Source organism: Reyranella sp. (assembly GCF_044224635.1).
Lineage (GTDB): Bacteria > Pseudomonadota > Alphaproteobacteria > Reyranellales > Reyranellaceae > Reyranella.
The window spans coordinates 82744-95516 of record NZ_JBGAKA010000002.1 but is presented as its reverse complement, the minus strand read 5'-3'; the positions used below and the strand labels follow the sequence as shown (position 1 = coordinate 95516).

The window sequence follows — 12773 nt, the reverse complement described above, 5'->3', positions numbered from 1 at the left end:
AGCTTCGCTGGGGAGGAGAATGAGACACGACAGGTAGGTAGCCCATGTTCACCAACTTCTTTCTCGAGCTGCGCCAGGCCAAGGTGCCGGTCTCCATCAAGGAGTATCTGGCGCTGATGGAGGCCATGGAGAAGGGTGTCTCGGAGTACAGGGTCGACGACTTCTACTACCTGTCGCGCTCGGTGCTGGTGAAGGACGAGCGCAACCTCGACAAGTTCGACCGCGTGTTCGGCCACGTCTTCAAGGGACTGGAGGCGCTGCCGGCCGAGGGCACGACCGCCGAGATCCCCGAGGAGTGGCTGCGCAAGCTCGCCGAGAAGCTGCTGACCGACGAGGAGAAGGCGCAGATCGAGGCGATGGGTGGCTGGGAGAAGCTGATGGAGACGCTGAAGAAGCGTCTCGAGGAGCAGCAGAAGCGCCACCAGGGCGGCAGCAAGTGGATCGGCACCGCCGGCACCTCGCCGTTTGGCGCCTACGGCTTCAACCCGGAAGGCGTACGCATCGGCCAGGACAAGAATCGCGAGGGCCGCGCCGTCAAGGTGTGGGACAAGCGCGAGTACAAGAACCTCGACGACACGGTCGAGATCGGCACGCGCAACATCAAGATCGCGTTGCGCCGCCTGCGCAAATTCGCGCGCGAGGGCGCCGAGGTCGAGCTCGACATGCCCGACACGATCCGCTCGACGGCGCGCAACGCCGGCTACCTCGACATCAAGATGATCCCGGAGCGGCGCAACAAGGTGAAGCTCTTGCTGCTGTTCGACATCGGCGGCTCGATGGATGCGCACATCCGGGTGTGCGAGGAGCTGTTCTCGGCGGCGCGCACCGAGTTCAAGCACCTCGAGTTCTTCTACTTCCACAATTGTCTGTACGAGAAGCTGTGGAAGGACAATCGGCGGCGTCACGTCGACACCTATCCGACCCAGCAGCTGCTGCACACCTTCCCGCCCGACTACAAGATCATCTTCGTCGGCGACGCCTCGATGAGCCCCTACGAGATCGCCTATCCCGGCGGCTCGGTCGAGCATTGGAACGAGGAGGCGGGCCAGGTCTGGATCCAGCGCATGGCCGACACCTATCGCAGCATGGTGTGGCTCAACCCGGTGCCGGAGCGGCACTGGAGCTACACGCCGTCGATCCAGCTGCTGCAGCAGCTCTCCAGCAACCGCATGTTCCCGCTGACCCTGGGCGGCCTGGACAGCGCGATGAAGGAGCTGAACAAGTGACGGTCACGCCTTCGATGGCGGGATGAAGATGAAGAAAGGTCCCTCGCTGCGCTCGGGGACCTTTCTCTTTTTCGACACGCAGCCGACTGCCTTCCCAGAGCGGCGCCGAGGGAAGAGCCCCCTGAATCGGAACGCCATCCACAAGGCCATTGCAAACAGGCGCGCAAAGCCGAAGGATGGCGCTTCTCTGTCATCCTCGCGAAGGATCTCGTGGCGGCAGCAAGCGGCGATGAGATCCTCTGCTGCGTTCGGGACGGCATGATCGCGGGGCGTTCGAATTCGGGTTCCCGCGTGCGGCTACGGAAAACGAATTCGGGAGGGAGAATCGCGCATGAAAACCGGTCCGGCGATCGCCGATATCTTGAAGAAGGAAGGTGTCGAGTATCTCTTCGCCTATCCGGTCAACCATCTGATCGAGGCCTGCGCCGCGGTCGACATCCGGCCCATCATCGTGCGCCAGGAGCGCATCGGCCTGCACATGGCCGATGCCATGTCGCGGCTCACCAAGGGTCGCAAGATGGGCGTGTTCTGCATGCAGAGCGGTCCGGGCTCTGAGAACGCCTATGGCGGCGTCGCCCAGGCCTACGGCGAGTCGGTGCCGCTGCTGGTGATCCCGCAGGGCTATCCGCGGCGCATCGCGCACGTCCCGCCGAACTTCAACTCGACGCTCGCCATGGCCCATGTCGCCAAGCACTCCGAGCCGATCACCAGCGGCAAGGAAGTGGCCAACATCATGCGCCGCGCCTTCAATCTGCTGCGCAATGGCCGCGGCTCGCCGGTGATCGTCGAGCTGCCGGCCGACGCCTATGCCGAGGATGCGCCCGATCCGCTGGGCTACGAGCCCGTCGTCGTCACCAAGTACGGGCCCGATGCTGGGCAGGTGGCCGAAGCCGCCAAGGTGCTCGTGGCAGCCAAGCGCCCGGTGATCTACGCCGGCCAGGGCGTGCACTGGGCCGAGGCCTATGCCGAGCTGAAGGAGCTGGCCGAGCTTCTCGCCATTCCGGTCTGCACCAGCCTGGAAGGGAAAAGCTGCTTCGACGAGACCCATCCGCTGGCGCTCGGGTCGGGCGGCCGCGCCTATCCGAAGGCGGTGCGCCAGTTCCTCGACCAGTCCGACGTGATCCTGGGCATCGGCTGCTCGTTCACCGAGACGAATTTCGGCATCTCGATGCCGAAGGGCAAGACCATCATCCACGCCACGCTCGATCCGGCGCACATCAACAAGGACGTGCCGGTCAAGTACGGGCTGGTGGGCGACGCCAAGCTGACGCTGGCCGCGCTGGTCGCGGCGGCCAAGGCGGCGGGTGCCTCGAAGCGCGACGCCGGCCCGGTCGCCGCCGAGATCAAGGCGGTGGCCGACGAATGGCTGAAGGAGTGGATGCCCAAGCTCACCAACAACGAGGCGCCGCTCAATCCCTACCGCGTGCTGTGGGATCTCCAGCACACGGTCGACATGGCCAACACCATCATCACCCATGATGCCGGCAGCCCGCGCGACCAGCTGTCGCCGTTCTGGAAGAACACCGCGCCGCATTCCTACATCGGCTGGGGCAAGACCACGCAGCTGGGCTACGGTCTCGGCCTCGCCATGGGCGCCAAGCTCGCCTGTCCCGACAAGCTCTGCATCAACGTGTGGGGCGACGCGGCGATCGGCTTCACCGGCATGGATTTCGAGACCGCGGTGCGCGAGCGCATTCCGATCATGTCGGTGCTGCTCAACAATTTCTCGATGGCGATCGAGCTGCACATCATGAAGGTGTCGACCGAGAAGTACCGCTCGACCGACATCTCCGGCGACTACGCCGCCATGGCCCGCGCCTTCGGCGGCTACGGCGAGCGCGTCACCAAGCCGGAGGACATCATCCCGGCGATCAAGCGCGGCATCGAGCAGACCAAGAAGGGTGTGCCGGTGCTGCTCGAGTTCATCACGTCGAAGGAAACCACGATCTCGGTACCCAAGTGACGACGATCCTGACGCCGACCGAGGAGCATGCCGTCGCCACGCGCGACGGCTTGTGGATGAACGCCGCCGATGCCGAGCGGGTCACCGGCTGGGCGCTGAAGCCGCAGGGCATGTGCCGCGGCGATCTCTGCGTGCCGCTGCCGGCCAAGGTGGTGCAGGGCCGCGACGTCGACGTCGAGGCCTTCTGGAAGACGCTGGGCGGCCCGGTGATCGCCAGCGACGGCGGCGAGGTGTGGGCGCTCGGCGCGCCGGCCGAGGAGCGCAACGCGGCGCTCGAAGGCCTCGAAGCGCCGGACTTCACCCTGCCGGACGTCGACGGCACCCCGCGCACGCTGTCGCAGCTGCGCGGCAAGAAGGTGTTCCTCGCCACCTGGGCCAGTTGGTGAGGCTGCCGCTTCGACTTGCCCGTGTGGCAGACCCTTTACGATGAGCTGAAGGACAAGGGCTTCATGGTGGTGGCCGTGGCGGAGGAAAGCCGCGGCGCCGAGCATGCGCGGCCGTGGATCGAGCAGGCGAGGTCGTCGTACTGGCAGCTGATCGACGTCGAGCATCGACTGAGCGATCTTTACAATCTCGTCAACGTGCCGCAGGCGATCTGGATCGACGAGGGAGGCCGCATCGTGCGGCCGCCCGAGACGGCAGGCTCGACCGATCATTTCCGCCGCATGAATCTCGAAACCCGGACGATGACGCCGGAGGATCAGGCGGCGCGACTTGCCGCGCGCCAGGCCTATCTCGACGCCGTGCGCGACTGGGTGCTGACCGGCCGGCATGCGTTGCCGGCCAGGGAAGCGCGCTCGGCCTTGCCGCGCGTGACCGACGCGATCGCCGAGGCGCGGGCGCGTTTCCGGCTCGGCGTCTGGCTGCACGGCCACGGCCTCAAGGCCGAAGGCGATCGCCAGATGGACATCGCCAGCACCCTGCATCCCGACTCGTGGAGCATGTGGCGCCAGGCTGCCGACCTCGACGAGGTCGGCAAGGCTTCGGGTCCCGGCTTCTGGAAGCGCGTGCTGGCGTTGGGCGACAGGCCGTACTACCTGCCGCCGAAATTGTAGCCAGCGAAGACGAAAGGTCCCTCGCTGACGGCGCCTGCTTCGCAAGCGCCTTGCTCGGGATGACAGCAATGCTGTTGTCCGGAACACCAATGCTGTCATCCCGAGCGTAGCGAGAGACCGATGCGACTGTCCTGGCATGATCTTGGAACACCGCGCGCGGATCGTGCCCAAGGCAAGGAAATCGAGATCACCGGCTGGCCTACCACAGCGCTCGCAGTACGCCGCGCCGACTATTTTCTCCTGACCGCCGAGCCCAACTGTTGCACCGGCTGCGTGCCGGGAAACCGGCTCGCGGTGATCGAGGTCTTTGCAGGCGAGGAAGTCGATCCGGGCAATGGCGCGCTCCGCCTCAGCGGCACACTGCACGTCGTCGCCGATGATGCCGACGGCTGGCGCTACCAGCTGCGCGGCGCCCGACGCCGCGCCGGCGTGACGCGGCGTGCGCTCATGGCGGCGAGCCCACTGTTCTGTCTGCCGGTGCCGGCCCTGGCTCAGGCGGGTGAGGGAACGGCGGTCGACATCCATAGTCATGCCGGCAACCTCACGCAGATGAGTTACGGTCGCGGCCAGTTCGCGCCGGTCGCCGAGCCGATGCGGCAGGGCGGGATGGCGGTGGTCTGCCTCGCGGTCGTCGCCGATTCGCCGGTCATCAAGCTCACCGACGGTCGCTTGCGGCCAAGCCGCGATCCCAGGCCCGGCGAGCTCTACGAGTTCTCGCAACGATCCTTCCCGGCCCTGCATGCGATCGCGCGAGAGCAAGGCATGCCGATCCTGCGCACCGCGGCCGAGCTGCGCGCGGCGCGATCTGCCCGGCCGTCGATCGTGGTCGCGGCGGAGGGCGCGGACTTCCTCGAAGGCAGGATCGAGCGCCTGGCCGAGGCGTACCAGCGCTGGTCGCTGCGCCATCTGCAGCTCACCCACTATCGGCCGAACGAGCTCGGCGACATCCAGACCGAGCCCGGCGTGCATGGCGGGCTCACCGCGTTCGGCGCCGAGGTGATCCGGCAGTGCAACCGAATGGGCATCGTGGTCGATGTCGCGCACGGCACCTACGAGCTGGTCAAGCGCGCCGCGGCAACCACGACCAAGCCCCTGGTGCTGTCGCACACCTCGCTGACCGAGCGGCCGGCCGCGTGGACGCGGCGCATTCTGCCCGATCATGCCCGCGCCATCGCGGCCACCGGCGGCGTCATCGGCATCTGGCCGGTGATGGCCTATTTCCCGAACGTCGTGGCCTTTGCCGATGGCATGGCGAGAATGGCCGAGATCGTCGGCGTCGACCACGTCGGCCTCGGCACCGACCAGCTTGGCCTCCCCGGCGGCAGCTCCTTGCCGGCCTACAGCGACGTGCCGCAGCTTGTCGCCGCGCTGCGCACACGATTCAACGCCGCTGAAACGGACAAGATTCTCGGCGGCAACTACCGTCGCGTGTTCGACGCCAGCCTCGGCTGACCGCCATCACACATCCGTGAGGAGGGGCTCGGCTAGGCGCGGACGGCCCGCTCGGCTAGGCTCCGGCCACACTTACCCCTTGAGACGGGAGACCGGGATGGCTGTCCTCAACGTCAACGGCAAGGCCGTGAATTTCACTGCCGATCCGCGTACGCCGCTGTTGTGGGTGCTGCGCGAGCAGATCGGGCTTACCGGCACCAAGTACGGATGCGGCATCGCCCAGTGCGGCGCCTGCACCGTGCTGATCGACGGCGTGGCGACGCGCTCCTGCCAGGTACCCCTGAATTCGGTTGGCAATCGCAAGGTCGTGACCATCGAGGGACTCGCCGCCAACGGTACCCTGACCAAGATCCAGGAAGCCTGGGTCAAGGCCGACGTGCCCCAGTGCGGCTACTGTCAGAGCGGCATGGTGATGGCGGCGACGGCACTGCTCGCTGCCAAGCCGCAGCCGACCGACGCCGACATCGATGCGGCGATGACCAACATCTGTCGCTGCGGCACCTATCAGCAGGTGCGCGAGGCGATCCACGCCGCGGCCAAGGCCTGAGAGGGGAGGGACGAACCATGACGATTCACACCTCGCTCGGCCGTACCTCGCTGCGTCGCCGCAACTTCCTGGTCAGCGCCGCGGCCGTCGCCGGCGGCTTCTCGCTCGGCATGCGCCTTCCCCTCGAGGACGGCGCCGCACACGCTGCCGACGTCAAGGAGATCAACGCCTGGGTGGTGATCCATCCCGACGACAAGGTGGTGATCCGCGTCGCCCGCTCGGAGATGGGCCAGGGCACGCTGACCGGCCTCTGCCAGCTCGTGGCCGAAGAGCTCGAGTGCGACTGGAAGAAGGTCACCTGGGAGTATCCGACTCCCAACGAGAACCTGAAGCGCAACCGCGTCTGGAAGAACTTCTCTACCGGCGGCAGCCGCGGCATCCGCGAAAGCCAGCAGTATGTCCGCGAAGGCGGCGCCATGGCGCGCGAGATGCTGATCGCTGCCGCCGCGGCCGACTGGAAGGTGGCGGCGGCGGAGTGCAAGGCGTCGGACAGCGTGATCACGCACCCGTCCGGCAAGAAGACCACCTTTGGCGCGGTCGCCGCGGCGGCGGCGCAGCTCGAGCCGCCCAAGGAGGTCAAGCTCAAGGACCCCAAGGATTGGAAGATCGCCGGCAAGCCGATCGCCCGGCTCGACACGGTCGAGAAGGTCACCGGCAAGCAGGTCTACGGCATCGACTTCACCATGCCCGGCATGCTGGTGGCGACGGTCCGCGCCTGCCCCGTGATCGGCGGCAAGCTGAAGAGCTTCGATGCTGCCAAGGTCGAGAAGATGCCTGGCGTGAAGAAGGTCATCGCCGTCGACGGCAACGCCGTCATCGTCGTCGCCGACACCTACTGGAATGCGCGCACCGCGCTCGCCGCCCTGCCGACCGAGTGGGACATCGGCAAGCTCGGCGACGTCCAGACCGAGACCATCGCCGCGATGCTGAAGGAAGGGCTCACCGCCTCCGAGGCCTTCGTCGGCAACAAGGTGGGCGACGCCAAGGCGGCGATCGACGGCGCGGCCAAGAAGGTCGAGGCGACCTACAGCTTCCCCTACCAGCACCACGTCACCATGGAGCCGATGAACGCCACGGCGCGCTACACGCCGCAGAAATGCGAGGTGTGGTGCGGCACGCAGAACGGCGAGGCGGCGATGGCGGCGGCGTCGGAAGCCTCCGGCCTGCCGGTCGCGCAATGCGACGTCCACAAGCTGATGCTGGGCGGTGGCTTCGGCCGGCGCGGCCGCGCCGACTACGTGCGCCAGGCCGTGCTCGCCGCCAAGGAGATGCCGGGCACGCCGATCAAGCTGATCTGGTCGCGTGAAGAGGACATGACGCACTGCCAGTATCATCCGACCACGATGTGCAAGCTCACGGGCGGCCTTGACGCGCAGGGCAACCTGGTCGGCCTGCACATGCGCATCTCGGGCCAGTCGATCCTGGCCTCCCTGCTGCCGCAGAACCTGCAGAACGGCATGGATCCCGCCACCTTCCAGGGCGTGATGGCGAGCGGCGTCGAGGCAGCCTACGGCTACAATGTGCCGAACCTGCTGGTCGATCACGCCATGCGCAACCCGCACATCACGGCGGGCTTCTGGCGCGGCGTCAACGTCAACCAGAACGCCGTCTACATGGAATGCTTCATGGACGAGCTGGCGGAAGCGGCCGGCCAGGATCCGCTCGCCTTCCGCCTGAAGGTCCTGAAGCCGAAATGGGCCGACGTGCTCAAGGCGGCGGCCGACAAGGCGGGCTACGGCAAGCCGTTGCCGGCGGGCCATTTCCACGGCATTGCCCAGGTGATGGGCTACGGCAGCTACGTTGCCGGCGTCGCCGAGGTCTCGGTGAGCGCTGACGGCGTGCTCAAGATCCACAAGATCACCGCGGCCACCAATCCCGGCCACGTGGTCAATCCGGCGCAGATCGAGCGCCAGGTCGCCGGCTCGTTCGTCTACGGCCTGTCGGCGGCGCTGTACGGCGAGATCACGGTCAAGGACGGCGCCGTCGAGCAGACCAACTTCGACAGCTACAACATGCTGCGCATGGACGAGATGCCGAAGGTCGAGACCGTCCTGGTGCCGACTCACGACTTCTGGGGTGGTGTCGGCGAGCCGACCATCGCTGTGGCGGCGCCGGCGGTGCTGAATGCCATTGCCAAGGCGACGGGCAAGCGCGTGCGCAACCTGCCGCTGATGCATCACGAACTGAAGAAAGGCGCTTGATGCGACGACTGACTCTGACTGCTCTGGCCGGTGCGTTCCTGCTGGCCGGCGCGGCAGAGGCGGCCGAGCCGCCGCCGGGCGCGAGTTCCTGCACGGGATGTCACGCGCCCATGAAGGTGGCGGACTCGGTCATCCCGCGCATCTCCGGCCGCAAGGCGTCCGATATCGCCACGGCGATGCGCGAATATCGCAGCGGCACCTGGCCGTCGAGCGTGATGGGCCGCATCGCCAAGGGCTTCGACGATGCCCAGGTCGACGCCATTGCGGCCTGGTTCGCCGCCCAGCCGGAGTAGGGCCATGGCGACACGGCGCTCCCTTCTGAAGCTCGGTCTCGCCACCGGCCTTGCCCCGACGCTCGGCCCGTCGATCGCCTCGGCGCAGGGCGCCGGGCGGGTCGTCGTCGTGGGCGGCGGCTTCGGCGGCGCGACGGCGGCGCGCACGCTGAAGACGCTCGAGCCCAAGCTCACGGTCACGCTGGTCGAGCCCAACGCCACCTACACCGCCTGCCCGTTCAGCAACAACGTGCTGGCCGACCTGCGGTCGATCGACCAGCAGCAATTCGGCTACGGCGGCGTGACCAAGGCCGGCGTCACGCTGGCGCAACTGTCGGTGACGGCGATCAATGCCTCGGCCAAGTCGGTGACGCTGTCCGACGGCAGCACGCTCGCCTACGACCGCCTGGTGCTGTCGCCGGGCATCGATTTCGACTGGACAGCGATCCCGGGCTACAACGAGGCGGCGGCGCAGATCATGCCCCATGCCTGGAAGGCCGGCCCGCAGACCGTCCTGCTGCGTCAGCAGTTGCAGAGCATGGACGATGGCGGGCTGGTGGTGATCTCCGCGCCGGCCAACCCCTTCCGCTGCCCGCCGGGTCCCTACGAGCGGGCGAGCCTGATCTGCTACTGGCTCAAGATCTGGAAGCCGAAGTCGAAAGTCCTGATCCTCGATGCCAAGGACGGCTTCTCCAAGCAGCGCCTGTTCCAGAATGCCTGGGCGCAGCTCTATCCCGGCATGATCGACTGGGTGTCGCTGAGCCAGGGCGGCAAGGTCACCTCGGTCGATCCGTCGAGCCTGATGCTGGTGACCGATTTCGGCCGCCACAAGGCTGCGGTCGCCAACGTGATCCCGCCGCAGAAGGCAGGCGCGATCGCCCAACAGGCCGGCGTCGCCGATCGCACCGGCTGGTGCCCGGTCGAGCCGGTCGCCTTCGAATCGACCCTGCAGCCCGCCATCCACGTGCTGGGCGACGCGGCAATCATGGGCGGCATGCCGAAATCGGCCTTCGCTGCCAATGCCCAGGCCAAGGTGTGCGCCGCCGCCATCGTCGACCTGCTGGCCGGCCGCAAGCCGCAGGACCCCATCCTGATCAACACGTGCTACAGCCTGGTCGCGGCCGACTACGGCATCTCCGTCGCCGGCGTCTATCGGCCCGATAAGGGCGTGCTGGCCGATATTCCGGGGGCGGGTGGGACCAGCCCGCTCGAGGTCGTCGGCGGCTTCCGCGGCCAGGAGGCGCTCTACGCCAGCAGCTGGTTCCGCACCATCACCGCCGAGGTCTTCGGCTGACCGATGCGGGCTCGAGAGGCAGGCAGGCCATTTGCTTATGGGCGCTCTCTCATTTTCCTCCCTAAGCGTAGCTTGGGGAGGTGTCGCCGTCTTCGGCGACGGAGGGGTCATGAGCAGCGGGATCGAGGCTCATGACCCCTCCGCCCCGTATGACGGCGCACCTCCCCAGCGGAGCTGGGGAGGAGAGTGAACGGCGCGCCCACATGCGAATGCCCTGGAGGGGCACGGGGCTGAACGTGGTGGCACGAGCAGCCGGTCTTGCCTTGCCGCTGGCCATGGCGGCGCCCGGGGCCTCTGCGCAAGAGCCGCCGCGCCCCTATGCCGTCAGCGGCGACGCCATCGCAAAGTCCTTGACCGGGCGGCCCGGCGACGCTGCCCGCGGGCGGGCGATCGTCGCCAACCGCAGCGTCGGGCTCTGCCTGCTCTGCCATTCCGGGCCGATCCCTGAGGAGCGTTTCCAGGGCACGCTGGCGCCCAGCCTGGCCGGCGCCGGGGCACGCTGGTCGGAGGGTCAATTGCGGCTGCGCATCGTCGATGGCGCCCGTCTCAATCCCGACACCATCATGCCGGCCTACTACCGCACCACCGGGCTGCATCGCGTCGCCAGGTCTTTCGCCGGCAAGACGATCCTGACCGCCGAACAGGTCGAGGATGTCGTGGCCTACCTGGTGACCTTGAAGGAGTGAGGGGTTTGATTAGCTTTCAGTTTCCTCCCCCGTCATACGGGGGAGGTGCCCCGCCACACGGGGCGGAGGGGGAATGCCCCAGTCGAGACGCTTCTGATTCCGACGTCGGAATCGGCGAAAGCTCGATTGCGGCCTTCCCCCTCCGGCCCTGCGGGCCACCTCCCCCGATTACGGGGGAGGGAAGGAGTGCGCAATGACTTCAACGAAGACGCCAACCTTCCTCCAACGCCGCACCTTCCTCGCCGGCACGGCGCTGGTCACCGTGCTGCCGGTCGCGGCCGCGCGCGCCACGCCCGAGGCGATGGCCGCCGCCATCAGGGAGGTCGTCGGCACTGCCACGGTCCGCGAGGGCAGGGTCACCCTCGACGTGCCGCCGCTGATCGAGAACGGCAACACCGTGCCGCTCACCGTCTCGGTCGAGAGCCCGATGAGCGAGGCCGACCACGTCAAGGCGATCCACGTCTTCAACGAGAAGAACCCGCAGCCGCACGTGTTCGACGCCAGGCTGGGGCCGCGCAATGGGAAAGCCGTCATCGCCACGCGGATAAAACTCGGCGATTCGCAGAAGATCGTTGCCATCGCCGAGACCAGCAAAGGTGAGTTTTTCAGCGCGAGCGCCGACGTGATCGTCACCCTGGCGGCCTGCCTCGAGGAGATGACCTGATGGCCAACGTGCTGGTCAATGCGCCGAAGACGGCCAAGCGCGGCGAGGTGATCGAGATCAAGGCCCTGATCCTTCACCCGATGGAGACCGGCTTCCGGCCGGGCACCAACGGCCGCATCATTCCGCGCAACATCATCGAGCGTTTCACAGCGATCTGGAACGGCACGGAGATCTTCAGCATGGCGATGTCGCCGGCGATCGCCGCCAACCCGTTCGTCTCCTTCTTCGCCGTGGCGCGCGAGAGCGGCACCATCGCCTTGCGCTGGACCGGGGACGAAGGCTTCGCCGTCGAGGAGCGGGTCGCGATCACCGTGGGATGAAAGCCGCGCGCGCCGCCCTCGGGCTCGTCTCGCTGTTCGCCGCCACCTATGCCGTGGCGCAGGGCGCGCTGGAGACGCGGCGTTCCGGCTATCAGGACATGGGACCGGCGCTCCGGCAGATGCAGGACGACGACATGGCGAATCCCGGCATGCTGTTCGTGCAGGCCGGCGCGCAGCTCTGGAGCAAGCCCGCCGGCGCCAGCGGCAAGTCGTGCGCCGACTGCCATGGTGCCGTGACCGGCCTGAAGGGCGTCGCCGCCCGCTATCCCGCGATCCCGCCGGGCGCCGACAAGCCGGTCGACCTTGCCGGACAGATCAGTCTTTGCCGCACCGGCCGACAGCAGGCCGAACCGTGGCCGGCGGAAAATCGCGATCTGCTTGCGCTCGAAGCCCTGGTCGCGCACCAATCGCGCGGCGAGCCGATAGCGCCCCCCGACGACCTGCGCCTGACGCCGTTTCGCGCGCGCGGCGCCGAGATCTACCGGCGCCGCCAGGGCCAGCTCAATTTGAGCTGCGCCATCTGTCACGACGACAATGCCGGCAAGCAGCTCGCCGGCGTGGTCATCCCGCAGGCCCATCCGACCGGCTATCCGATCTATCGCCTGGAATGGCAGGGGCTGGGCTCGCTGAAGCGGCGGCTGCGCAACTGCCTCGTCGGGGTGCGCGCCGACGCCTGGCCATTCGATGCGATCGAATACATCGAGCTCGAGTCCTATTTGATGGATCGCGCCCGCGGCCTGAAGATCGAGTCCCCGGCCGTCAGACCCTGATCGGCAGCTACAGCGTCGACCTCGCCTGAGACCATGCCATCGCTTCGCCTGCCGCGCCGCGCGCCGCCCCGCGGCCTGTCCGGGCTGGCCGTGCCGGGCGACGAGGCCGCTTGCTGGGGGGGGGGGGGAAAGGCCTGCCGGAAGCGAATTTTTCTCCCCGCACGGCGCGCCGGAGACGAATCTCCCGCAGCTCCGGACAACTACGGCTGCCTGTTTCGTTGCCTGCGCAGCCGTCGGACCCCTACAGTCGCAACGTCGAGGCGCTGGCCGACCTGCTGAGCGCCCGGCTGGGCCCGGCCGTGCAGCTCGAATCGCTGCCGACT

General features: G+C 67.5%; 12 protein-coding genes. All 12 read left to right on the top strand.

From position 1 onward, the window contains the following. Positions 1–44: 44 nt before the first annotated feature. The 12 genes from ACILR9_RS02230 to soxA all read left to right on the top strand — a co-directional run bounded on the left by ACILR9_RS02230 (position 45) and on the right by soxA (position 12450). A complete protein-coding gene (locus ACILR9_RS02230) occupies positions 45–1226 on the top strand; it encodes a VWA domain-containing protein (protein WP_395708255.1) in 1182 nt (393 codons plus the stop codon). Between the two features lie 331 nt (positions 1227–1557). After that, positions 1558–3189 (top strand): thiamine pyrophosphate-requiring protein, encoded by a 1632-nt coding sequence (locus tag ACILR9_RS02225; RefSeq protein ID WP_395708254.1) that lies wholly within the window; start codon positions 1558–1560, stop codon positions 3187–3189. Beyond that, positions 3186–4244, top strand: coding sequence for a redoxin domain-containing protein (locus tag ACILR9_RS02220; RefSeq protein ID WP_395708253.1), 1059 nt, complete (start codon positions 3186–3188; stop codon positions 4242–4244). The genes ACILR9_RS02225 and ACILR9_RS02220 overlap by 4 nt, the downstream gene beginning before the upstream one ends. 120 nt (positions 4245–4364) lie before the next feature. Continuing rightward, positions 4365–5696 carry a dipeptidase gene (locus tag ACILR9_RS02215; RefSeq protein WP_395708252.1) on the top strand — a complete coding sequence of 444 codons (1332 nt, stop codon included), beginning with the start codon at positions 4365–4367 and terminating at the stop codon, positions 5694–5696. A 97-nt stretch (positions 5697–5793) separates the two neighbouring features. After that, on the top strand, positions 5794–6243 hold the full coding sequence (locus ACILR9_RS02210; protein WP_395708251.1) for a (2Fe-2S)-binding protein: 450 nt from the start codon (positions 5794–5796) through the stop codon (positions 6241–6243). Positions 6244–6260: 17 nt separating this feature from the next. Further along, positions 6261–8444: a molybdopterin cofactor-binding domain-containing protein gene (locus tag ACILR9_RS02205; protein ID WP_395708250.1), complete on the top strand. Its 2184-nt coding sequence runs from the start codon at positions 6261–6263 to the stop codon at positions 8442–8444. After that, entirely contained in the window at positions 8444–8737 is a 294-nt protein-coding gene (locus tag ACILR9_RS02200; protein WP_395708249.1) for a c-type cytochrome, read from the top strand. The genes ACILR9_RS02205 and ACILR9_RS02200 overlap by 1 nt, the downstream gene beginning before the upstream one ends. A gap of 4 nt (positions 8738–8741) precedes the next feature. Further along, the gene (locus tag ACILR9_RS02195) at positions 8742–10010 is read left to right on the top strand and encodes an FCSD flavin-binding domain-containing protein (protein WP_395708248.1); all 1269 of its coding nucleotides are present in this window, start codon (positions 8742–8744) and stop codon (positions 10008–10010) included. A 209-nt stretch (positions 10011–10219) separates the two neighbouring features. Further along, positions 10220–10696 carry a sulfur oxidation c-type cytochrome SoxX gene (gene soxX / locus ACILR9_RS02190; protein WP_395708505.1) on the top strand — a complete coding sequence of 159 codons (477 nt, stop codon included), beginning with the start codon at positions 10220–10222 and terminating at the stop codon, positions 10694–10696. Between the two features lie 193 nt (positions 10697–10889). Further along, positions 10890–11360, top strand: coding sequence for a SoxY-related AACIE arm protein (locus ACILR9_RS02185; RefSeq protein ID WP_395708247.1), 471 nt, complete (start codon positions 10890–10892; stop codon positions 11358–11360). After that, on the top strand, positions 11360–11680 hold the full coding sequence (soxZ, locus tag ACILR9_RS02180; protein ID WP_395708246.1) for a thiosulfate oxidation carrier complex protein SoxZ: 321 nt from the start codon (positions 11360–11362) through the stop codon (positions 11678–11680). The genes ACILR9_RS02185 and soxZ overlap by 1 nt, the downstream gene beginning before the upstream one ends. Continuing rightward, the gene (soxA, locus tag ACILR9_RS02175; RefSeq protein WP_395708245.1) at positions 11677–12450 is read left to right on the top strand and encodes a sulfur oxidation c-type cytochrome SoxA; all 774 of its coding nucleotides are present in this window, start codon (positions 11677–11679) and stop codon (positions 12448–12450) included. The genes soxZ and soxA overlap by 4 nt, the downstream gene beginning before the upstream one ends. Positions 12451–12773 lie beyond the last annotated feature (323 nt).